The sequence below is a fragment of the Streptomyces sp. CBMA291 genome, from assembly GCF_014596525.1.
Lineage (GTDB): Bacteria > Actinomycetota > Actinomycetes > Streptomycetales > Streptomycetaceae > Streptomyces.
Genome location: NZ_MSJP01000053.1, coordinates 137406 through 157510, shown reverse-complemented (window position 1 = coordinate 157510; position 20105 = coordinate 137406). Strand labels below are relative to the sequence as shown.

Sequence of the window (20105 nt, the reverse complement as noted above, 5' to 3'; positions counted from 1 at the left end):
CCGGAAGGCCCCGGGAGGGCGTCAGGCCAGCTCGGCCGTGAGGGTGATGGTGGTGCCCGCGAGCGCCTGGCTGACCGGGCAGTTCTTCTTGGCGTCCTCGGCGAGCGACTGGTAGGCGTCGGCGTCCAGACCGGGGACCTCGCCGCGCACGGTCAGATGGATGCCGGTGATGCCCTGACCGGGCTGGAAGGTGACGTCCGCCTTGGTCTCCAGCCGGGTCGGGGTGTGCCCCGCCTTGGCCAGACCGTTGGAGAAGGCCATCGAGAAGCAGGCGGAGTGCGCGGCGGCGATCAGCTCCTCCGGGCTGGTCTTGCCGTTCGGCTCCTCGGAGCGGGCCGGCCAGGAGACGTCGTACGAGCCGAGCCCGGACGAGTCGAGGCTGACGACACCGGAACCCTTGAGGAGATCGCCCTGCCAGACGGTGTGGGCGTGACGCACGGTGGCCATGTGAATCCCTTTCGACGGGGGTACGGCCTCCAACCTACTGCGGCACGAGTCCCTTGGCGTCGCGGGCGAGCGCGGTCAGACGGGAGATCGCCCGGAAGTACTTCTTGCGGTATCCGCCGTTCAGCATCTCGTCACTGAACAGACGGTCGAAGGGAAGTCCGGAGGCGAGCACGGGTATCTCACGGTCGTAGAGCCGGTCCGCGAGCACCACGAGCCGCAGCGCCGTCGACTGGTCGGGAACCGGCTGGACATCGGTGAGACAGACGGCGGTGAGGTCGTCGGTGAGCGCGCCGTACCGGCTCGGATGCACCCGGGCGAGGTGTTCGAGCAGGTGCGGGAAGTCGTCGAGGGAGGCGCCCGGCGTCGCGTACGCGGTCTCCGTGACCACCAGGTCGGAGTACGGGGCGGGAGCCTCGGGCAGCCCCCGGTGGCGGTAGTCCTCGCCGTCGATCCGCAGTGGCCGGAAATGAGCGGAGAGCCCCTGGATCTCGCGGAGGAAGTCGGCGGCGGCGAAACGGCCCTCGCCGAGCTTGCCGGGGAGCGTGTTGGAGGTGGCGGCGAGCGCCACGCCCGACTCGACCAGCTTGCCGAGCAGACTGGAGACGAGGACGGTGTCGCCCGGGTCGTCCAGCTCGAACTCGTCGATGCAGAGCAGCCGGTGCTCGCCGAGGGTCTTCACCGTCTGCTGGAAGCCGAGCGCGCCGACCAGGTTCGTCAGCTCCACGAAGGTGCCGAAGGCCTTCAGCTCGGGCGCCGCCGGAGTCGCGTGCCAGAGCGAGGCCAGCAGGTGGGTCTTGCCGACGCCGTACCCGCCGTCGAGGTAGATCCCGCGCGGACCCGTCGGCGCGGCGGGCTTGCGGGCGAACCAGCGGCGCTTGCCCGCGCCGGAGGCGTGCGCCCCGCCGAGACCCTCGGCGAAGGAGGCCAGGACCGTGACCGCCTCGGACTGGCTGGGCTGGTTCGGGTCCGGTATGTACGTGTCGAACCGTACGGAGTCGAACCGGGGCGGCGGGACCATCTCCGCGACCAGACGGTCGGCGGGCACATGGGGCTCGCGCGAGCAGAGCGCGAGCGGGGCCGCGGCGGGCGAAGCGGCTTCGGGGAGGGTACGGGTCGACACAGTTCCCCACTGTAAGCGCCATGTCAGACTGCGAGGATGCGACGACTGCTCCCTGTGACGGACATGACAGCTCGGGAGGCCTCGGCGGGCGACGGGGAATGGACCCTCGACGAGCTGGCCGACGCCTACGCCTACCCGGATCCCCCGGCCGGCGGGAAGGCCTGGCTGCGGGCCAACATGGTCTCCTCGCTCGACGGGGCGGGGCAGCACGACGGGCGCTCCCAGCCGCTCTCCTCCGAGACGGACATGCGGATCTTCGGCACCCTGCGCGGTCTCGCCGACGTGATCGTCGTCGGTGCGGAAACGGTACGCCTGGAGGGATACCGGCCCGCCCGCGCCCGCGAGGCCTTCGCCGAGCGCAGGGCCGCCGCCGGACAGGACCCGGCCCCCGTGATCGCCGTCGTCAGCGCCTCCCTCGCGCTCGACTTCTCGCTGCCCCTCTTCACCTCCCCGCTGGTGCCGACCCTGCTGCTCACCGGAGCCGCCGCACCCCCGGAGCGGGTCAGGGCCGCGCGGGACGCGGGCGTCGAGGTGCTGGTGGCGGGCGACGGCGCCGGAGTGGACCCGGCCAGGGTGGTGACGGTGCTCGCGGAGCGCGGGCTGCGGCGCCAGCTGACCGAGGGCGGGCCCCGGCTGCTCGGCCAGTTCGTGGCGGCGGACGTCCTCGACGAGCTGTGCCTGACGCTCTCGCCGACGATGACGGCTGGCGGGGCCCAGCGGATCGCGGGCGGACCCTCGGTGTCGGTCCCGACACATTTCCGGGTGGCTTCCGTGCTGGAGCGGGACGGCTTCCTCTTCACCCGCTACCTTCGGATCTGACAATCAGCGGAATTTGCCGTTCCGCTTCCTGTCGGCCGGGCACACTCCTGCCCGGACCCCGTGCGGGCACGGGGAAGGATGGTTTCCGCAGAAGGGCTCCTGAGGTGTTCACAAGCGTTCTGATGATCGAGAAGCCCCTGACCGCCGTCGACGTGGAGTTCGTCACCACGCTGCACGGGAACGAGGGCGTGTCCTTCATCGTTCTCATGCAGCCGCGAGGTGACCAGGCCGATGTACTGCTGCGCGCCATCGACGACGTCGCCATGGGCGAACTGAGGGAAGCCGCCCGCGAGGGCGACGAACCGGAGGGCAAGGCGGCCAGGATCCCCGCCGAGCAGGCCCTTGAGCACTCGCTCCAGGCGCTGCGGGACGCGGGCTGCGAGGCGGTCGGCCAGGTGGTCGAGGACCACCCCCTCGCCAAGATGAAGGCCGTGGTCGAGGAGTCGGAGGCGGACGAGGTGATCGTCCTGACCGCCCCGCACTACGTGGAGGAGTTCTTCCACCGCGACTGGGCCTCCCGGGCCCGCCACAAGGTCGGAGTCCCGGTCCTGAAGCTCTTCGCCCACAGCGAGTGACGGCCTGCGGCGGCTGACGGCACCCAGCGGGCGACCGCGTCCGACGGCCGACCACCGCGCCCGGCAACCGACCACCGCGCCCGGCGACCGACGGCGTGCGGCCCCGGGGACGGCGTGCGGCGACCGGCCGCCCGAAGCCACGGACGGCGTCGGCCACCGGACGGCGTCGGCCACGGAGGGCGTCTGCCACCGACGGCGCGCAGCCACCGACGGCGTGCGGTCCGGGACCGGCGGCCCCCGGCGGGCCGGAGGCTCGCGGGCTCCGGTGATCCGGGCTCGGGCATCTCGCGGGATACCGGCGATCCGCGCTCCGGCATCCGGCGCTCGCGGGGCGCGGTCCCGGGGCCGTACCCCGTCCGCCCCGTGGCGTCCGCCGGGGCACCCGGCCGCAGCCACTACGCTGGGGGCTTCCACGCACGTCGCACCCCGGGGAGAGATCCGCATGGCATCCGCCATTCCCGCCGCCATGGAACGGCCGCACTTCATCGGGATCGGCGGTGCTGGGATGTCGGGCATCGCGAAGATCCTGGCCCAGCGCGGTGCCAAGGTCGCCGGCAGCGACGCCAAGGAGTCGGCGACCGTCGAGTCCCTGCGCGCGCAGGGCGTCACCGTGCACATCGGCCACGCCGCCGAGCACCTCGCCGACGACGCCACCGCCGTCGTCGTCTCCAGCGCCATCCGCGCCGACAACCCCGAGCTGGCCCGCGCCGCCGCCCTCGGCATCCCCGTGGTCCACCGCTCCGACGCGCTCGCCTCCCTGATGGACGGGGTGCGCGCACTCGCCGTCGCCGGTACGCACGGCAAGACGACGACCACCTCCATGCTGGCCGTCGCCCTCACCGCGCTCGGTCTCGACCCCTCGTACGCCATCGGCGGCGACCTCGCGGGCCCCGGCACCAACGCGCTGCACGGCGAGGGCGAGGTCTTCGTGGCCGAGGCCGACGAGAGCGACCGCAGCTTCCAGAAGTACGACCCCGAGGTCGCGATCGTCCTCAACGTCGAGCTGGACCACCACGCGAACTACGCCTCCATGGACGAGATCTACGAGTCCTTCGAGGCCTTCACCGCGAAGATCCGTCCCGGCGGCACCCTGGTCGTCGGCGAGCACGCGGGCGCCCGCGAGCTGGCCCGCCGGGTCGCGGACCGCGAGGGCCTGGAGATCGTCACGGTCGGCGAGGACGACGCCGCCGACGCCCGCATCCTGAAGATCGTCCCGAACGGGATGAAGAGCGAGGTGACGGTCTCCCTCGACGGCGCCGAGCACACCTTCACCGTCTCGGTCCCCGGCCGTCACTACGCGCACAACGCCGCCGCGGCCCTCGCCGCCGGTGCCCGCGTCGGCATCGACCCGGCGGAGCTGGCCCAGGCCCTGACCGCCTACACGGGCGTCGGCCGCCGGCTCCAGCTCAAGGGCGAGGCCCGGGGCGTCCAGGTGATCGACTCGTACGCGCACCACCCCACCGAGATGACCGCCGACCTGGAGGCGATGCGCGGCGCCGCCGGTGCCTCCCGGCTCCTCGTCGTCTTCCAGCCGCACCTGTTCTCCCGTACGCAGGAACTCGGCAAGGAGATGGGCGAGGCGCTGACCCTCGCCGACGCGTCCGTCGTCCTCGACATCTACCCGGCGCGCGAGGACCCGATCCCCGGCATCACCAGCGAGCTGATCGTCGACGCCGCCCGCGCGGCGGGCGCCGAGGTGACGCCGGTCCACGACAAGGGCGCCGTCGCGGACGTGATCGCGGGAATGGCGGGCCCCGGTGATCTCGTTCTGACCATGGGCGCGGGAGACGTCACGGATCTCGGTCCGCTGATCCTCGCCCGCCTGTCGAGCTGATCAGCCGCTGAGGAGCGAAACCATGGCGTACGAGGTCGAGAAGTCGGACGAGGAATGGCAGGCGCAGCTGAGCCCCTCGGAGTACCAGGTGCTCCGGCTGGCCGGTACCGAGCCCGCCTTCCGGGGTGAGTACACGGACACCAGGACCGAGGGCGTCTACTCCTGCCGGGCGTGCGGGGCGGAGCTGTTCACCTCGACGGAGAAGTTCGAGTCGCACTGCGGCTGGCCGTCGTTCTTCGACCCGAAGGACAGCGAGGCGGTCGAGCTGATCGCCGACACCTCCCACGGCATGGTCCGCACCGAGGTCCGCTGCGCCCGCTGCGGCTCGCACCTGGGCCACGTCTTCGAGGGCGAGGGCTATCCGACCCCGACGGATCAGCGGTACTGCATCAACTCGATCTCGCTTCGGCTGGAGCCGAGGGAGGGCTGAGACCCCCGGAACCGGGGGAGGGCCGGGAGGAGACGGACGTCTTCTCCCGGCCTTTTTGTGTTCCCTTCGGGAACGAAACTCGGCAAATGCGACACGTAACCCAAAGCGCTAAAAGGGGGCATAATTTGATACAGTGTTAAATGAAGTCAATGGCGTGAGCCCTTCGCATATCAGTGCCATGCCCGTCGACGCTTGCTCTGCCGCGACGCCTGACATGCGTGTGACCCGTTGGCGAACCATCCAAGTACGGCCCGGTGAGGGCGGTCTGACGCCCCGCGACTACCACGTGTCAGAGGCCGCGGCCCCGACCGGCGAGCGCTGACGGGCGCGGTACCGGTGACCTGCCGAGGTGGCTCTTCGCATGCTGAAAGGACTGGGCATGATAGCGACAAGCTGGGCATCAAGACGATCGAGACGGGGCGCTCGTGCGGTGACGACGGGCTTCCTCTCCCTCGCTCTGCTCCTCGCCCCCGGGGCGGCTGCGGCGTTCGCCGACGATGCCGCGTCCGCGCAGGACGGCAGCGCGGTGTACATCGGTCGCCAGCAGGGCTACGGCGGCACGGGACTCTTCCCCATCTACGCCCCCGCACCGGCGAACCCCGGCGAGCCGGGTACGCCGGACCTCTGGGCGTACTGCATCGAGCACGACGTGTCCGCGAAGACCGGCATCGAGGGCACGGTGGGCGGTCTCGGGAGCTATCTCGGAGCCAACCGTTTCAACGATCCGGCGGTCCAGAGCAAGGTCCTCTGGGTACTCGCGCACAGCTACCCCGCCCTGAGCCTCGAAGAGTTCGGCACCGCGGCGGGAGTCCCTGGGATCGCGCGCGCCGATGCGATCGAGGCGACCCAGTACGCGATCTGGCGGTACACCGACCTCGACTTCGACGCGCCCTGGGCGTGGGAGACCGACGATTCGAAGACCGCCTACTACCACCTCGTCAACGGTGCGAACGCGAGCAACGGGATGGCGCCGGCGGAAGCCGCGACCACGGTCTCCCTCTCCGCGCCGAGCGCCCCGCAAGAGGCCGGAACGATCGTCGGGCCGTTCGTCGTGACGACCAACCGACCCCCAGTGAAGGTCTCCGTCGACCCTGCGGCCACGTTGACCGATGCGGACGGGGCCGTTCTCGACCCGAACTCCATCGTCGACGGCCAGGCCCTCTACCTCGATCTCCGAGGCACGAAGGGGTCCGGAACCGCGACGATCACGGCGACGGCAGCGGGTTCGGCGGTCAACGGTCACATCGTCTCGGTCCCCACCACGCCCGGAGGCACGCCCACTGCGGCGGCCCACGCCCAGTCGATCATCCTCGTCGCGCCGGGCACGGCCACGACGAGTGCCGAGGCCGTCGCCCGGTGGAACGGCGTCGAGGAGGGTGGCGCCACGGGTACGGCGACCCCGTCCGCCGAGCCGAGCGGGCCGACCATGCCCGCACCCGCCCCCAGCGTGAGCGTCACCACGGCCGGTACGGCGACTCCGTCCGCCGACCCGAGCGCGTCCACCTCGCCCGCCCCCGCCCCCAGCGCGAGCACCACCACCAGCGGTACGGCGGCTCCGTCCGCCGACCCGAGCGCATCCGCCTCGCCCGCACCCGGTGACTGGCTCGCCAAGACCGGCAGCAGCGGTACGGGTGTGATCGCGGGTATCGCCGCCGCGCTCGCGGTGGTCGGCGGTGGCATCCTGTTCACCGTCCGCCGTCGGCGCTCCGCCCGACACTGACCCGGCTCTGGAGGCCCGCCGCTTCGCACTGCGCGAAGCGGCGGGCCCGCCGCGTGTGCGGGACCTCGGCCGGTCGGGGCGGTGGAGCATTGGCGCCGGCCTCTGGCCCTCGGACGCCGAGGTCACCAGGGACGAACCCGCCACGGCCGCAATCGGCACAGGCTCGCCACCGGATCACGAAGTACGGCTGGAGCGTTAGGCGGGCCAGCCGCCGTAAGGAACGGTGATCAGTTCCATGGCGTGACCCGCCGGGTCCATGAAGTAGATGCCCCGGCCACCGTCGTTGTGGTTGATCGCGTTGGGGTGCTGCCGGTGCGGATCGGCGTAGTGCTCGATGCCGCGCTCCTTGATCTGTGCGTACGCCCCGTCGAACTCCTCCTCGGAGACGAGGAAGGCGTAGTGCTGCGTGGTGATCTTGTCCGCGGGCGCGGTGGCGAAGTCCAGCGTGACCCCGTTGCTCAACTGAATGGCGACGAACGGACCCCACTCGCCGGTGATTTCGAGTCCCAACAGTCCGGCGAAGAACTCGGCGGATTCCCGGTTGTCCAGGGCGCTGACGATGGTGTGGTTCAACTCGACTGCCAAGAGTGCCTCCAGGGCATCTCCGGCACCTCCATGCCTCACCCGGACGGTGACCGGCACGCGATGCCGGTTCCCAGAGTAATCGGGGGAGTTGTCGAACCTGGGGAGCGAAGGGCGATTCTCGGCCAGGGGGTGCGGGGCGGTATGGCGAAGCCCCTCCCTGATCCCCCTTCAGGGTGCAGGTAGGGGCCGTTTGACCTTCAGGTTCCCTCTCAGGCGCCGAGCTGCCCGCCCTTGACGCCTTCGATGAACGCGACGAAGGCGAGTGCGGGCACGGCCAGGGCGGGGCCGCTCGGGGCCTTCGAGTCGCGGAGGGGAACGACTCCGAGCGCGGGTACCAGGTTGTGGGCGACCTCCACGCAGTTGCCGCCGTTGCTGCTGTAGGAGGATTTGAACCACTGCGGGTCGTTCACGGGTAAGCCTTTCGTGCCTCGCGGATCATGGCTACCGACGCCGCATGCGGTAGGGCGGCGGCTTGCAGCTGATGGTAGGTCATGAGCAGCCTGAGTACCGACTTGCTGTTGCGGTCCATGTGCCCTCGGAGTTGCGACTCCGCGTACGCCAGTACGGACATGTCTGGCAAGGTCAGCAAGTTGATCGGCATGTCGAAGGCGCGATGCTCGCCGATTCCGTAAGGGGCGATCTGCACCACGGAGTTGGCTCGCTCGGCAACGCTCAAAAGCCGGTCGAGTTGATCGGCCATGACGTGGAGCCCGCCGACCTGACGGCGGATGCAGCTCTCGTCCAGGACTATCAGGAGCATCGGAGGGGTCGGGTGGGCTAGGGCTGCCTGCCGCTCCGTGAGGTAACGCATCCGCCGGTCAGCCCCCTCTGTCGAGATAGAGCCACGGTGTACGTCGCCGTCTGCCAGGCAGCGGGCGTACTCGGGTGTCTGCAACAGCCCCGGGATGATGCCGATCTCGAACAAGCGGATCTCTACCGCTTTCCCTTCGATGGCGACGTACTCGGGAAATCCTTCCAGGAGCGGCCCCGGGCGCGTCTTCTGCCATTCGCGTTCCAGGGAGTCCGCGGTTCCCTTCGTCTCGAAGATCTCATCCATCTGCACCGAGAATCGAAGAGTAGGCGACTTGCGGGCAGTTTCGACAGCAGAAATATGCTGGCTGGAATATGTCGATCGATCGGCGAGATCGTCCTGGGTCCATCCTCGTTGGTCGCGCAGCCTGCGTAAGAAAACTCCGTACGCGGCCCGTGGGCTGGCCGTGGCGTCCAGCTCCTTGCGGTTGGTCACAACTCTTCCTCCTGATCTGGCCAGTTGAAGGGGTCTCGACTCTAGGGCACGCTGACGACCCCTGGTAGCGGAAGCGCTACGGAGAGGAGCCCCCCCATGCGTGACCGTCGCGACCCGTTTCCCCAAGAGGCGTACGGCCTCGGGTCCTTCGTCGTGGACGAGCGGGAAGGCCCCCGCATCGGGCGGGTATTCAGCCGAACGGGTGACACGCTGATGCTGCGGCGTCCCGGCGGAAGCCGCGCGTGGTTCGTCCCGGTCGCCGAGGTCCGGCTACCGACCGCCGAAGAGTGGGCCAGTATCCGGGTCCTCACGACCCCCGTGCCCGGCGGAAGCCCCCACCCCGTCGGATTCGTGGCCGAGGTGTTCGCCGACGGGCCTGTCTACGGCACGGGTGCGGGGGCCCTGTTCCGGCTCGGACTCTTCAAGAGCCCTTCCCCGGAACAGGCGTTGCGGTGGCTCCGGCGTGAGGCCCTGCGGATCGCGGACCGGCTCGACGTAGACCCGGAGGGCTCGGGGGCACCCGGTCCCGTACTGCGCCGGACGCGGGGGTCCGACTCCGACTGCCCCACCGAGATACGGAGGTGGGTCACCGACTCCGGCACTCAGCAGGAGGCCCGGGAACGGCTTCGAGGCGGGTCGACCTTTCTCGCGAGGTTCCGGGACACGGACTGCGACTACGCCTTGGCGGTGTGGTTCTACACCGTCGGTTCGCGCGTCGAGTGGACCGACGAGCCGGGGCCGATATCCCTGAGGATGGCCGGCCGAGTGCCCGCGGCAGCACGGTGACCGGGTCCAGCTCCGGCAAGCGCTGCCGGAACTGCTGCCGGGCTGGGGAGATCAGGTCGTCGGGCAGGACCGGAGCGATACCCCACAGCAGGTCACGCAGGCACGGAACCACCTGGGAAGAGCCGGGCGGAAGCGCCGGCTCGGCAGCAGGCGGGGCGTTCTCGCCTGGCCGTCACCGGCACCACGAGCGCCCGTTCCGGGCCGCATCACCTCCGCGCGTACGTCTCCATGGTGTGCGGGCGGGACTCCCCTCGTTCGACAAAGGACCCCTCATGTCGCAGCAGTGCACGGCCCTGCGCCGCTTCCCCCACCTCGAAACACGGCTCCGTTTCCAGGGCGCCGACGAAGCCGCCGTGCTTCCCGACTTCGTGGTCGAGCACGCTCGATGCGAGCTGGGAACGGAGCACGGGGACGCGGCGCACGGCCGGTACATGTGGGATACGGCAAAGGGAACGCCGTCCGCCGTCTGGTTCCGCTGGACCGACACGAGCCACTGGTTCGAGGCACTACCGGAATGCGAGACGCACACTCCGGCCGAGGCGTGCCTCCTCTTCGCACGGCACCCGGCGGCCCACTCCTGGGAGGCGACCAGGCCGCGCCGCGAGGCGAGGGCGGGCGATCCGGCAGGACCTGTTTCCGCCCACCGTTAGGTTCTGCCGTCAGGCTCCCGGTGGGCACTCGCCATGGACGCGCCTCCGGAGCTGCGCGCGATGATGCCCCGGGTGGCTGCGAGGTTCGCGGCGACTTCGACGCACTGGCCGCCCTGGCCACTGTGGGAAGACGTGAACCAGCGCGGGGAAAGTTCGGTCACGGCGTGCCTTTCGGAACAGGGAGGCGCCAGGGGGCTGGGTGTCGGCGTCTCGGAGGATCTCCATGGTGGCGAGTGGTTCGAGGGGGGACCTTTCGAACTGCTCGCGTTTGTAGTCATGTTGACGCACCGGGCGGTCGGTGCCGCAGCTATCTTGTGGGAATGACCGCCGGGATGGCATGGCGCCGCACGCGGATTGGCGCCCTGGTGCACTGCTGAGCACCGCGCGGGCCTGTGCGGGCCCGCTGTGCGATCGCGGAGCCTGCGCCGCCGCTCGGGCGCCGCCTCCGTCGTGTCGGTCAGAGACTCGATGCGTCAACAACGACTGGAGGACCCGTGCCCATCAACACGTTGCAGATCCCCACTCCGGACGGCCAGGCCGATGCGTTCGCCGCCTTTCCCGACCGCGACGGGCCGCACCCCGGGGTGCTGATGTACCCGGACGCCCTCGGCATCCGGCCCGTGCTGCGGGAGATGGCCTTGGAGCTGGCCGGGCACGGGTACTACGTGCTCGTCCCCAACATCTTCTACCGGCATGGCCCGGCTCCGGTGATCGAGCTTCCCGAGTACCTGGGAGAGGAGGAGCGGCCCGCGGCCATCGCCCAGCTCATGCCCTTGATCGAAGCGCACAACAACACCGACCTGGTCCTCCGCGACGCCGACGCCTATCTCGGGTTCCTCACCGCGCAGCCCGAGGTCGCCGCCGGTCCGGTCGCGGTGACCGGCTACTGCTTCGGCGGCCTCCTGGCGACGCGCACCGCAGTGGCTCACCCCGGCCAGGTGGCCGCCCTCGCCGCGTTCCACGCCCCCGTGGGAGTCGACGGGCCCGACAGCCTCTCGAAGCTCACCGCGGAGGTCCACTTCGGCCACGCCGAAAGCGACTTGACGCCCGAGACCCTCGGCGAACTCAACCGGGCTCTGGACGCCTCTGGTGTCGGCTACACCTCCGAGATCTACCCCGGCACCCTCCACGGCTTCACCATGTCCGACACCGACGCCTTCAGCGCCTCCGGGCTGAAGCGCCACTGGGAAAGCCTGCTCCCCCTTCTGGGCCGCACCCTGGGCAACGGCTGAGGCTCCGGCTCGGAGACCCCCTTCGCCCACCCCCTTCTCACCCCCGCCGAGCCATCACATGCGCGTCCAGGTACCCCCGTTCGGAAGCCGGATCGTGGAGGAGGCGGGCGAAGGGGGTGAGGCCCGCTTCGGTGAGGAGGGTGGTGAGGTGGTCGACGGGCCAGCAGTAGGCGGGGGCCACCTTGTGGTCGAAGCGGACCGGTTCCGGTTCCTTCTCGGTGCCGAAGAACGAGACCAGGATCAGGCCCCCGGGCGCGAGGACGCGGACCTGCTCGGCGAGGAGCGCGGGCAGGTCGGCCGGCGGGGTGTGGATCATCGAGTAGTGGGCCAGGACACCGCCGAGCGCGCCGTCCTCGACCGGCAGGTCCTCCATCCGCGCCTCGTCGAACCGCAGCTCCGGATGGGCCCGCCGGGCATGGGCGACCATCGCGGGGGAGAGGTCGAGCCCGAAGGCGTCGAGCCCCCGCTCGCGCAGCAACGCCGTCAGATGGCCGGGCCCGCACCCCACGTCGGCCGTCAGGGAGTTGCCCGTCTCCCGTACCAGCTCGGCGAAGGTGTCGATCATGGACCGGGCGAACGGGCGGGTCTCCAGCCGGTCGGCGAACAGCGACGCGTACAGCTCGACGACCCCGTCGTAGGCGGTCCTGGTCTCGTCCTGGTGTCGCATGGGCTCCTCGGGTACGCGGACGGCCATCGGGCTCAGCCGTGCACGGTCACGTGCGGCAGCGGCTGCCCGGTGGAGTCGAACAGGACGGTCCCGCAGTCGCAGCGCTCGTCCGCCAGGGTCTCGCCCGGCGGCGGGTCCCATATCTGCGGCGTCGAGCAGTGCGGGCAGTCCAGGCCGATCAGGTTTCCCGCCGAGGCCGCGCCCCAGGGACGTATCGGAAAGCCCTCGTGGCTCAGCCCGCCCGGGTCGGGCAGTTCGTCCTCGCCGGTCGGCAGGACCAGGATCTCGTACGCGTCCGTGCCCGTCTCCCACACCGCGAGCGTGTGGCCGAGCCCCGCGAGGACCTCGGCGAGGTGGTCGAGCTGCCGGACGGGCAGGTCGCCCCGGGCCGGCGTCGGATCGCTCTCGGCCGCGCGCCGGACCCCGTCGGTGTCGACGCCGGTCGGCTCCGTCCCGAAGGCCCGCAGCCGCCCGGCCACGAACTCCGCAAGGTCGCCCGGCTCCTCCTCGCCCGTCCAGTCCATCGTGAACACCACGCGGCCGACGGGCACCTCCCGGGCCCGCTCGCCGGCGGTCAGAACCAGCGCTTCCGGATTCGTCATGTCGCTCACGCTAGCAACCGGCACCGACAACGCCCGCCCGCCGAAGCTCAGTCCTCGTCCACGACCCGGAAGGAGAGGCAGACGAGCAGGGTCCGGTCGTCGACCGGGGTGCCCGCCCGCTCCCAGAAGCGGAGATGGACCTCACGCCAGGCTTCGAGGGACGCGTCGCCCTCGCCTTCGGCCTCGGCGTGCTCCCAGGTGACCTCGCCGAAGGGCTTCACCTCCACGCCCGTGTACAGCAGGGTGGCGACGGCCCGGCCCTCGTCGTCCAGGAGGGCCTGCCGCTCGCCGACGTACTCCAGGCCCTCGGCCTCCTCCGCGTACTCGTCGAGCAGACAGGTCGTGGCGGTCTTCGCGCCCGCCAGGACCAAGGAGTTCAGCTCGTTCCGCATGGCACCGGGAAACCCCAGCTCCAGCGCCCGCATACCGTCGACCCGTGGCCACACGACCCGTCACCTCGCTCCGTACAGCTGCCTCAGTCGAGACAGAATTCGTTGCCCTCGATGTCCTGCATGGTGATGCAGGACTCGTTGGTCTCGTCGGCGGCCAGCAGATGCACGAACGTCGCCCCGAGGGCCTTGAGCCGCTCGCACTCGGCTTCGAGGGTGGCGAGCCGCTCCGCGCCCACGAGCCCGGTCCCCGCCCGTACGTCGAGGTGGACCCGGTTCTTGACCACCTTGCCCTCGGGGACCCGCATGAAGAGCAGTCGGGAGCCCTCCCCGCTGGGGTCGACGATGGCGAACCACGAGTCCCGCTCCTCCGGCGGCTGCGACCGCGCATACGCGTCCCAGTCGGCGAACCCCTCCGGCGGCGGAGGCACGACATACCCCAGCACCTCGCACCAGAAACGGGCGAGCCGCTCCGGCTCCGCGCAGTCGAAGGTCACCTGGAACTTCCTGATGGTTGCCATCCCGGCACCGTAACAAGAAGGGGCCCGCCCGATCATCCTCTTTTCCACCAGGGCGAGCCCCCACCCGGCCCGCGCCTCAGTGCACCGAGAAGCCGCCGTCCACGAAGAGGGCTTGGCCCGTGACGTACGCCGACGAGCGGCCGGCCAGGAAGACCGCCGCGCCCGCGAAGTCCTCCGCCAGACCGTTGCGCCCGGTCATCGTCCGGGCGGCCAGCGCGGCGACCTTCTCCGGGTCGGCGGAGAGCCGCTGGTTGAGCGGGGTCATCACGAAACCGGGCACCAGCGTGTTGGCCGTGACCCCGTACGGCGACCAGGCCTCCGCCTGCGAACGGGCCAGCGATTCAAGCGCGCCCTTCGACACCCCGTACGCCCCGCTCTGCACGAACGCCCGGTGCGCCTGCTGCGAGGTGACGTGGATGATCCGGCCGAAGCCCCGCTCGGCCATCCCGGGCCCGAACCGCTGCCCCAGCAGGAACGGCGCCTCCAGGTTCACCGTCATCGTGGCGTCCCAGACGTCCTCGCCCAACTCGCCGAAGGGCGGGCGCAGATTGATCCCGGCCGAGTTGACGAGGATGTCGGGCTCCCCGAAGACCGCCGCCGCCGCCTCCGCGCCCGCCTTGATTCCCGTACGGGTGCTCAGGTCGGCGCTCACCCACGCGGCACGGCAGCCGTCGGCGGTCAGCTCGTCGACGGTCGCGGTCAGCTCCGCCTCCTTGCGGGCCAGAACCACCACGGCGGCCCCGGCACGGGCCAGCGCCCCCGCGATCGCGCGGCCGATGCCGGAGCTGCCGCCCGTGACGAGTGCGGTGCGCCCTTCGAGGGAGAAGAGGCCGGAGAGGTATCCGCCCGGGGTGCTGCTCATCTGGTCCGCGCTCCTGGTGTCGTACGGCACCGGCCCCGGGACGGGGCTCGGCAGCCGCATCCTGACACAGGGTCCGCCGGGCACCGGGTGCCGCCCGGCGGCGGACCGGGCGGCGTCACACCGGATCGTCGTCGGCGGGCTGGAGCAGATCCCAGCGGTTGCCGTACAGGTCCTCGAAGACGGCGACGGAACCGTACGGTTCATGGCGCGGCTCCTCCAGGAACGTCACGCCCGCCGCCGTCATCCGGGCGTGGTCGCGCGTGAAGTCCTCGGTGTGCAGGAAGAAGCCGACCCGGCCGCCCGCCTGGTTGCCGACCGCCGCCTCCTCGGCCTCGTTCTTGGCACGGGCGAGGAGGAGCCCCGCGTTCCCGATGCCGCCGACCCCCGCCGCGTGGGGCGGGCGGACGACGACCCAGCGCCTGCCACCGCCCCGGTCGGTGTCCTCGACGAGCTCGAATCCGAGGGCGTCGGTGTAGAAGGCGACGGCCTCGTCGTAGTCACGGACGACGAGGGTGACGAGTGCGATGGACGACATGGAGGTCAACGTAGTACGCGGGAATCTACCCGCGTCAACCGGCCCTGCCGGTGCGAGAATACGGACATGGAAGCGCGGTTGTTCGAAGCCCTCGTCGAGGCGGGGCGAGGGCTCGCGGGAGTTCCGGCCCCCGGGGGGCCCGGCACCGGACCGGGACCCGTCCGGCGGCGGCTGCTCGGGATCGCCGGAGCGCCCGGCTCCGGGAAGTCCACCCTCGCCGAACGGCTCGTCGACCGGCTCGACGGGCTCGCCGTCCTCGTCCCCATGGACGGCTTCCACCTCGCCGGAGCCGAACTGGAACGCCTCGGCAGGGCCGGCCGGAAAGGCGCCCCCGACACCTTCGACGCCGCCGGGTACGCGGCCCTCCTCACCCGCCTGCGCACCCCCGAACCCGGCGTCACGGTCTACGCCCCCGCCTTCGACCGCTCCCTCGAAGAACCGATCGCCGGGTCGGTCCCCGTACCTCCCGGGATCCCGCTGGTCGTGACGGAGGGCAACTACCTCCTCCACGACGAGGGCCCCTGGGCGCGGATCCTGCCCCTCCTCGACGAAGCCTGGTATCTGGACCTGGACGCCCGCGTCCGCGTCCCCCGGCTCGTCGCCCGGCACATCCGCTTCGGCAAGGACCACGCCCACGCCGAGCGCTGGGTCCACGACTCCGACGAAGCCAACACCCGGCTGATCGCCCGGGGGAGGGGCCGCGCCCACCGGGTGATCCCGATGGGCTAGGAGACAGCCACCGGGAGACAGCCACCGGGAGACAGTCGCCGGGAGACAGTCGCCGGGAGCCGGGAGCCGGGAGCCGGGAGCCGGGAGCCGGGAGCCGGGAGCCGGGAGCCGGGAGCCGGGGCGGTCGCTTTCGGAGCTTGCCGGGTGTGCGCGGTGTCCGGCTCCTCGAAGCGGCCGGGCCCTGGGCCCCGCGCTCCCCGCTGCGCCCGGTCCCCGTTATCCCCGGGACTCCTCCGCGTGTTCCGTCGCCGCCGCCGCGAGTGCCCGGATCATCGGGTGCGGGTCGCTGCCGTCGCCCGCCAGTTCCGGCTGGAACAGGGTGGCAAGGAAGAAGGGATGGCCGGGGAGTTCCGCGATCCGCACCCCGCCCTCCTCGTCCTCGCCCGTGAACCGCATCCCGTGGGCCCGCAGGACGTCCAGTCGGCTGCTCACGGGCCCGTAGTCGCAGTGGTAGCGCTCGGTGCCGCGCTCCGCGCCGAGAGCCCGCTCCGCGAGGGAGCCGGGAGCGACCCGGACCAGCCCCTCATGGCCCACGAGGGAACAGGCGAGCGGGGCGATCAGCAGATCGTCGTCGGCGGCCGAAGGGTCGTTCTCGGCGTGCGCCGCGCCCGTCAGACCGCAGACGTTCCGGGCGTACTCAAGGAGCGCGTGCTGGAAGCCGCCACAGGTGCCGAGGAACGGGATGCCGTGCTCGCGGGCTGTCCGGACCGCCGTCAGGACGCCCGTCTCGCTCGCGTACGGGCTCCCCGGCAGCAGCCACACCGCGTCGAAACCGCGCACCGTGCCCGGCTCCGCCGCGTCGCCGGTCGGAATCCAGTACGCGTCGAGCACGAGCCCGTCCCGCTCGGCGAGGGCATCGAGGAGAACGGGCACCCGCACATGGGAGCGGACATGCGGGGAACGGTCGCCGATCAGGGCGATTCTGGGGGTACGGGCGGGGGAGGGGTTCGCGCTGTCGTTCATGGGTTCCATCCTTGGCGGACCCCTCGTTCACGTCCAACGATGATTCCTGCATCGTGCATCAGGAACGCTGATGTGGGGGTCCCTGGGGCTCGGGGCTCGGGGCCTCGTGGTCCCGAGGTCCGGCCCTGCGGGGTGGCCCGTGGTCCCTCCCCGGCCGGGTCTCCCTAGCCGTCGAGCAGATCGGCCAGGAGGAACCCCGTAAGGGTCAGCACGGCGAGCAGCCGCAGGGCCACGGCCCCGGAGACGCCCGGCCGCACGCCCGGCCTCCGTACGGTCCTGAGCAGCCAGGTCACTCCGACCGAGACGAGCACCCCGAGCGCGAGCAGAGCCAGCCCGCCCTGTCCGGACGGCCGCCCCGGATCGCCCGGCTCACGGTCGTACGCCTCCATGGACATCGCCAGGGCCAGTGCCATCCAGCCCAGTGACAGCAGCGTCGTCAGCGTGGTCTCGACGATCGCGAGCACGAGCAGTCCCTTGCCGCGCCCGGTCTCCGCCGGGTCGGAAAGGGGCTGGGGGTACCGGATGTGCATACTGCTCACCTAAGGGTCGTCCCGTAAAGGATCACCATCGTGCCCGACGGCCTGACCCGCTCCGGAACCCCTGATCCGGGCCGGGGACCCGTGACCCACCCGGGCCGGACTCGCGGTCCGTCCGGGTCGGATTCACCCCCGTCCTGACCGGACTCACCCCCGTCCTGACCGGAACCGTAGCCCGCCGTCCGGGCCGAACCGTGCCGGTCCGGAACCTCCGCTTCGGCCGGTCGGCGACACCGCCGTCACCGGCCCAGCGGCCACCCCGCCCCCAGAAACCCCAGGAACCCCATGCCACAGGAACCGAACGACTGGGAGCAGCGGCTCGCCGCGCTCTGGGAGACGCTCGACGCCCGCGCGCCCGGCGACTTCCGCGACCGGATCGACGCCCTCGCCGACGAGCGGTCCGCCGACGACCCCGTCGCCCTCTTCGAGCGAGGCTCCGCCCACGACTCCACCGGGCAGCCCGAGGAAGCCGTCCGGTTCTACCGGCGCGCCCTCGACCAGGGACTCACCGGGCTCCGCAGGCGCCGGGCCGTCATCCAGCTCGCCAGCAGCCTGCGCAACCTCGGCCGGCCCGAACTCTCCGTCGAACTCCTCACCGCCGAACGCGGCCTCCCCGCCGACCGGCTCGACGCCGAGGAGACCGCCCTCGCCGGAGCCGTCGACGCCTTCCTCGCCCTCGCCCTCGCCGACACCGGGCGCGACCGCGAAGCCGTCTCCCTCGCCCTCGGCGCCCTCGCCCCCCTCCTGCCCCGCTACCACCGCTCCCTCGCCCACTACGCCCGCGCCCTCCTCACCGCCCCCGACGGCGCCTGACCCCCCGCCCCCTCATGGACCCGCACCTCCTGCGCACCTTCGTCACCGTCACCCGCCTCGGCTCCTTCTCCGAAGCCGCCCGCGCCCTCGGCTACACCCAGTCCGCCGTCTCCCAGCACATCGCCGCCCTGGAGACCGACCTCGCGCTGCCGCTGCTCACCCGGCGGCCCGTCGCCCCCACCCCCGCAGGGGAACGCCTCCTCGAACACGCCGGGCCGCTGCTGCTCCGGATCGACGCGGCCCGCGCGGCACTCGGACGGTTCGCCGCCGCGCCCCGCGCCACCCTGCGCGTCGCCGCCTCCCCGCTCGCCCTCCACCCCCGTGCCCTCGCCGCCCTCCCCGCCGACGGCGTCACCCTCACCGCCCGGCCCAGGGAACGGGTCGTCGCCGCCGTCGCCACCGGCGCGGCGGACGCCGGGCTCGTCGACGGCGTCGCCGCCCCCAGCGACCCGCTGAGGCTCCCCGACGTCGCCCCGCTCACCGCGACCGGCGTCGCCGAGGAACCGCTGGCCGTCGTCCTGCCCGCCCACCACCCGCTCGCCGGACGCCCCGGGCTCCGCCTCGACGACCTCGTCGACGCCCGCTGGCTCGACGCGCCCGCCGCGGGCATCCCCCTCGACCGGCTGCGGGAGATGCACGGCGGCCCCGCGGGACACGGCTTCCGCACCGCCCTGCGCTACGAGGGCACCGACACCCGGGCCCTCGCCGCCCTCGCCGCCGCCGGACACGGCCTCGTGCTGCTGCCCCTGCCGCTGACCGGTCCGGTCCCCGGCGCCACCGCCGTCCCGCTGACCGCGCCCCGGCTCGTCCACCGCACCGAACTGCTCCTCCTGGGCTCCGGACGGCCGGAGCCGCCGGGTCCGCTCGCCGCGTTCGCCGCCCGTCTCACCGGCTGAGACCGAGGCGGGACCGGCCGGGCGGGCGAGTTCACCCGACGGTCCAGGTGCCGACACCCGCAGTCGCTACCCTGGGGGCGCAACGGCGACGGAAGGCGGGCTGGCGTGGGGTGGCTGCGGCGAGGACCCAGACGGGACGGCGAGGACGCGCCGAGGGACCCCGGGTTCGGATACTTCTCGCAGCGCGAGGCCGCGCTCTTCCGGGGCCGGGTCCGCGAGACCTTCGCCGAACTCGGCCTCGAAGTCACCGTCTACGCCGACCACGTCGTCGACGACAAGGGCCGCCGCTTCGGCCTCGCCAACCTCGCCGCCGTCTGCCACCAGGACCGGCGCGGCCCCCGCGTCTGGCCCGCCACCATCGACCGGCACATCGGCCTCGTCGTCCGCGCCATGGACGGCCCCTCCGCGCTCGACACCCTGCCGCCCGAGCAGATCCGCTCCCAGCTCTACCCCCGGGTCGTCAGCGGCGAGGGCATCGACGCCTCCGCCTTCGGCTACGCGCGAGCCGTCGCCCCCGGGCTCTGGGAAGTCCTCGCCCTCGACCTCCCCGAGAGCGTCATGATGCTCACCGACGAGGCGCTCGACCGGCTCGGCAGCCACGCCCAGCTCCGCGACCGGGCCCTGAGCAACCTGCGCGGACTGCCCGTCGAGGAACACGAGACCGTCCGCGACGCCGACGGCATGACCTTCGAGGTCATCCTCGGCGACTCCTTCTACACCGCGAGCCGCGTCCTCGACCTCGACGGCGTCGCCCGCCGGGTCACCGGAGCGCCGCTCGGCGAACACGGCGCCCTGGTCGCCCTGCCCTTCCGGCACCAGCTGGCCTTCCACCCGATCCGGGACACCTCGATCATCCCCGCCCTCGGCGCGATGGCCTCCTTCGCCGCCTCCGGATACGAGGACACCCCGGGCGCCATCAGCCCCTACGTCTTCTGGTGGCGCGGCGGCACCCTCACCCAGCTCAGCGAGCACGACGAGGAGCGGGGAGACCTGCGGATCGTCGTCGGCGACGACTTCCAGGACCTCCTGGAACGGCTCATCCTCCAGGGACCGGACCGGCGCTGAGCGGTCGCGTCGGCCGACGGCCCCGGGCAGGATGCTGTACGACGAGCAGGCCGAGCAGGCCGAGCAGGCCGCGGACGCCGAGA

General features: G+C 71.9%; 26 protein-coding genes. 12 read left to right on the top strand and 14 right to left on the bottom strand.

Annotation, left to right across the window (positions count from 1 at the left end; all coding sequences use genetic code 11):
• Positions 1–21 precede the first annotated feature (21 nt).
• Both BU197_RS14535 and zapE read right to left on the bottom strand, forming a co-directional pair.
• Positions 22–447, bottom strand: coding sequence for an OsmC family protein (locus BU197_RS14535; protein ID WP_188268689.1), 426 nt, complete (start codon positions 445–447; stop codon positions 22–24).
• A gap of 34 nt (positions 448–481) precedes the next feature.
• Positions 482–1567 (bottom strand): cell division protein ZapE, encoded by a 1086-nt coding sequence (zapE, locus tag BU197_RS14530; protein WP_188268688.1) that lies wholly within the window; start codon positions 1565–1567, stop codon positions 482–484.
• A gap of 36 nt (positions 1568–1603) precedes the next feature.
• Here zapE and BU197_RS14525 point away from each other — a divergent pair, with 36 nt between their 5' ends.
• From BU197_RS14525 to BU197_RS14505, 5 genes are all read left to right on the top strand, one after another.
• On the top strand, positions 1604–2386 hold the full coding sequence (locus BU197_RS14525; RefSeq protein ID WP_188268687.1) for a pyrimidine reductase family protein: 783 nt from the start codon (positions 1604–1606) through the stop codon (positions 2384–2386).
• 104 nt (positions 2387–2490) lie between these two features.
• Complete coding sequence (locus BU197_RS14520) at positions 2491–2961, top strand: indole-3-glycerol phosphate synthase (protein WP_188268686.1); 471 nt, start codon at positions 2491–2493, stop codon at positions 2959–2961.
• Positions 2962–3403: 442 nt separating this feature from the next.
• Entirely contained in the window at positions 3404–4795 is a 1392-nt protein-coding gene (gene murC, locus BU197_RS14515; RefSeq protein ID WP_188268685.1) for a UDP-N-acetylmuramate--L-alanine ligase, read from the top strand.
• A gap of 22 nt (positions 4796–4817) precedes the next feature.
• Positions 4818–5225: a peptide-methionine (R)-S-oxide reductase MsrB gene (gene msrB, locus BU197_RS14510; protein ID WP_188268684.1), complete on the top strand. Its 408-nt coding sequence runs from the start codon at positions 4818–4820 to the stop codon at positions 5223–5225.
• Positions 5226–5655: 430 nt separating this feature from the next.
• Positions 5656–6945, top strand: coding sequence for a Cys-Gln thioester bond-forming surface protein (locus BU197_RS14505; RefSeq protein ID WP_188268683.1), 1290 nt, complete (start codon positions 5656–5658; stop codon positions 6943–6945).
• Positions 6946–7140: 195 nt separating this feature from the next.
• Here BU197_RS14505 and BU197_RS14500 read toward each other — a convergent pair whose 3' ends face one another.
• The 3 genes from BU197_RS14500 to BU197_RS14490 all read right to left on the bottom strand — a co-directional run bounded on the left by BU197_RS14500 (position 7141) and on the right by BU197_RS14490 (position 8776).
• Positions 7141–7530, bottom strand: coding sequence for a VOC family protein (locus BU197_RS14500; RefSeq protein ID WP_188268682.1), 390 nt, complete (start codon positions 7528–7530; stop codon positions 7141–7143).
• Between the two features lie 209 nt (positions 7531–7739).
• Positions 7740–7940 carry a DUF397 domain-containing protein gene (locus BU197_RS14495; protein WP_188268681.1) on the bottom strand — a complete coding sequence of 67 codons (201 nt, stop codon included), beginning with the start codon at positions 7938–7940 and terminating at the stop codon, positions 7740–7742.
• Complete coding sequence (locus BU197_RS14490) at positions 7937–8776, bottom strand: Scr1 family TA system antitoxin-like transcriptional regulator (RefSeq protein WP_188268680.1); 840 nt, start codon at positions 8774–8776, stop codon at positions 7937–7939. The genes BU197_RS14495 and BU197_RS14490 overlap by 4 nt, the downstream gene beginning before the upstream one ends.
• Positions 8777–8872: 96 nt before the next feature.
• Here BU197_RS14490 and BU197_RS14485 point away from each other — a divergent pair, with 96 nt between their 5' ends.
• A complete protein-coding gene (locus BU197_RS14485) occupies positions 8873–9562 on the top strand; it encodes a hypothetical protein (protein WP_188268679.1) in 690 nt (229 codons plus the stop codon).
• Positions 9563–9834: 272 nt separating this feature from the next.
• On the top strand, positions 9835–10212 hold the full coding sequence (locus BU197_RS14480) for a hypothetical protein (protein ID WP_188268678.1): 378 nt from the start codon (positions 9835–9837) through the stop codon (positions 10210–10212).
• Here the strand turns inward: BU197_RS14480 and BU197_RS31485 are convergent.
• Positions 10209–10373, bottom strand: a complete 165-nt coding sequence (locus BU197_RS31485) for a DUF397 domain-containing protein (protein ID WP_188268677.1) — start codon at positions 10371–10373, stop codon at positions 10209–10211. The two genes, BU197_RS14480 and BU197_RS31485, sit on opposite strands and share 4 nt — an antisense overlap.
• 333 nt (positions 10374–10706) lie before the next feature.
• Here BU197_RS31485 and BU197_RS14470 point away from each other — a divergent pair, with 333 nt between their 5' ends.
• Positions 10707–11444 (top strand): dienelactone hydrolase family protein, encoded by a 738-nt coding sequence (locus BU197_RS14470; protein WP_188268676.1) that lies wholly within the window; start codon positions 10707–10709, stop codon positions 11442–11444.
• 37 nt (positions 11445–11481) lie between these two features.
• Here the strand turns inward: BU197_RS14470 and BU197_RS14465 are convergent, their stop codons facing one another.
• From BU197_RS14465 to BU197_RS14440, 6 genes are all read right to left on the bottom strand, one after another.
• Positions 11482–12111 (bottom strand): class I SAM-dependent methyltransferase, encoded by a 630-nt coding sequence (locus tag BU197_RS14465; protein ID WP_188268675.1) that lies wholly within the window; start codon positions 12109–12111, stop codon positions 11482–11484.
• Between the two features lie 32 nt (positions 12112–12143).
• Entirely contained in the window at positions 12144–12713 is a 570-nt protein-coding gene (locus BU197_RS14460) for a hypothetical protein (RefSeq protein WP_188268674.1), read from the bottom strand.
• 47 nt (positions 12714–12760) lie between these two features.
• Positions 12761–13159, bottom strand: a complete 399-nt coding sequence (locus tag BU197_RS14455; protein WP_317452178.1) for an ASCH domain-containing protein — start codon at positions 13157–13159, stop codon at positions 12761–12763.
• 29 nt (positions 13160–13188) lie between these two features.
• Positions 13189–13623: a VOC family protein gene (locus tag BU197_RS14450; protein ID WP_188268673.1), complete on the bottom strand. Its 435-nt coding sequence runs from the start codon at positions 13621–13623 to the stop codon at positions 13189–13191.
• A gap of 76 nt (positions 13624–13699) precedes the next feature.
• Entirely contained in the window at positions 13700–14485 is a 786-nt protein-coding gene (locus BU197_RS14445) for an SDR family NAD(P)-dependent oxidoreductase (RefSeq protein WP_188268672.1), read from the bottom strand.
• 115 nt (positions 14486–14600) lie between these two features.
• Entirely contained in the window at positions 14601–15020 is a 420-nt protein-coding gene (locus tag BU197_RS14440) for a VOC family protein (RefSeq protein WP_188268671.1), read from the bottom strand.
• A 66-nt stretch (positions 15021–15086) separates the two neighbouring features.
• On the opposite strand from BU197_RS14440, the gene BU197_RS14435 reads away from it, so the two are divergent.
• Positions 15087–15749, top strand: coding sequence for a nucleoside/nucleotide kinase family protein (locus tag BU197_RS14435; RefSeq protein WP_188268670.1), 663 nt, complete (start codon positions 15087–15089; stop codon positions 15747–15749).
• Between the two features lie 216 nt (positions 15750–15965).
• Here BU197_RS14435 and BU197_RS14430 read toward each other — a convergent pair whose 3' ends face one another.
• Both BU197_RS14430 and BU197_RS14425 read right to left on the bottom strand, forming a co-directional pair.
• Positions 15966–16712: a glutamine amidotransferase-related protein gene (locus BU197_RS14430; RefSeq protein WP_188268669.1), complete on the bottom strand. Its 747-nt coding sequence runs from the start codon at positions 16710–16712 to the stop codon at positions 15966–15968.
• A 164-nt stretch (positions 16713–16876) separates the two neighbouring features.
• A complete protein-coding gene (locus tag BU197_RS14425; protein ID WP_188268668.1) occupies positions 16877–17251 on the bottom strand; it encodes a hypothetical protein in 375 nt (124 codons plus the stop codon).
• A gap of 282 nt (positions 17252–17533) precedes the next feature.
• Here BU197_RS14425 and BU197_RS14420 point away from each other — a divergent pair, with 282 nt between their 5' ends.
• The 3 genes from BU197_RS14420 to BU197_RS14410 all read left to right on the top strand — a co-directional run bounded on the left by BU197_RS14420 (position 17534) and on the right by BU197_RS14410 (position 20022).
• Complete coding sequence (locus tag BU197_RS14420) at positions 17534–18061, top strand: tetratricopeptide repeat protein (protein ID WP_188268667.1); 528 nt, start codon at positions 17534–17536, stop codon at positions 18059–18061.
• A 14-nt stretch (positions 18062–18075) separates the two neighbouring features.
• Positions 18076–18957 (top strand): LysR family transcriptional regulator, encoded by an 882-nt coding sequence (locus tag BU197_RS14415; RefSeq protein WP_188268666.1) that lies wholly within the window; start codon positions 18076–18078, stop codon positions 18955–18957.
• A gap of 105 nt (positions 18958–19062) precedes the next feature.
• A complete protein-coding gene (locus BU197_RS14410) occupies positions 19063–20022 on the top strand; it encodes a hypothetical protein (protein ID WP_188268665.1) in 960 nt (319 codons plus the stop codon).
• Positions 20023–20105: the final 83 nt, after the last annotated feature.

Excerpts from the sequence above, each read along its gene's own strand:
- msrB (WP_188268684.1), top strand. The coding sequence starts at position 4,818 with ATGGCGTACGAGGTCGAGAAGTCGGACGAGGAATGGCAGGCGCAGCTG.
- BU197_RS14440 (WP_188268671.1), bottom strand. The coding sequence starts at position 15,020 with ATGTCGTCCATCGCACTCGTCACCCTCGTCGTCCGTGACTACGACGAG.
- BU197_RS14435 (WP_188268670.1), top strand. The coding sequence starts at position 15,087 with ATGGAAGCGCGGTTGTTCGAAGCCCTCGTCGAGGCGGGGCGAGGGCTC.
- BU197_RS14420 (WP_188268667.1), top strand. The coding sequence starts at position 17,534 with ATGCCACAGGAACCGAACGACTGGGAGCAGCGGCTCGCCGCGCTCTGG.
- BU197_RS14460 (WP_188268674.1), bottom strand. The coding sequence starts at position 12,713 with ATGACGAATCCGGAAGCGCTGGTTCTGACCGCCGGCGAGCGGGCCCGG.
- BU197_RS14415 (WP_188268666.1), top strand. The coding sequence starts at position 18,076 with ATGGACCCGCACCTCCTGCGCACCTTCGTCACCGTCACCCGCCTCGGC.
- BU197_RS14465 (WP_188268675.1), bottom strand. The coding sequence starts at position 12,111 with ATGCGACACCAGGACGAGACCAGGACCGCCTACGACGGGGTCGTCGAG.
- murC (WP_188268685.1), top strand. The coding sequence starts at position 3,404 with ATGGCATCCGCCATTCCCGCCGCCATGGAACGGCCGCACTTCATCGGG.
- BU197_RS14430 (WP_188268669.1), bottom strand. The coding sequence starts at position 16,712 with ATGAACGACAGCGCGAACCCCTCCCCCGCCCGTACCCCCAGAATCGCC.
- BU197_RS14525 (WP_188268687.1), top strand. The coding sequence starts at position 1,604 with ATGCGACGACTGCTCCCTGTGACGGACATGACAGCTCGGGAGGCCTCG.
- BU197_RS14445 (WP_188268672.1), bottom strand. The coding sequence starts at position 14,485 with ATGAGCAGCACCCCGGGCGGATACCTCTCCGGCCTCTTCTCCCTCGAA.
- BU197_RS14485 (WP_188268679.1), top strand. The coding sequence starts at position 8,873 with ATGCGTGACCGTCGCGACCCGTTTCCCCAAGAGGCGTACGGCCTCGGG.
- BU197_RS14480 (WP_188268678.1), top strand. The coding sequence starts at position 9,835 with ATGTCGCAGCAGTGCACGGCCCTGCGCCGCTTCCCCCACCTCGAAACA.
- BU197_RS14535 (WP_188268689.1), bottom strand. The coding sequence starts at position 447 with ATGGCCACCGTGCGTCACGCCCACACCGTCTGGCAGGGCGATCTCCTC.
- BU197_RS14450 (WP_188268673.1), bottom strand. The coding sequence starts at position 13,623 with ATGGCAACCATCAGGAAGTTCCAGGTGACCTTCGACTGCGCGGAGCCG.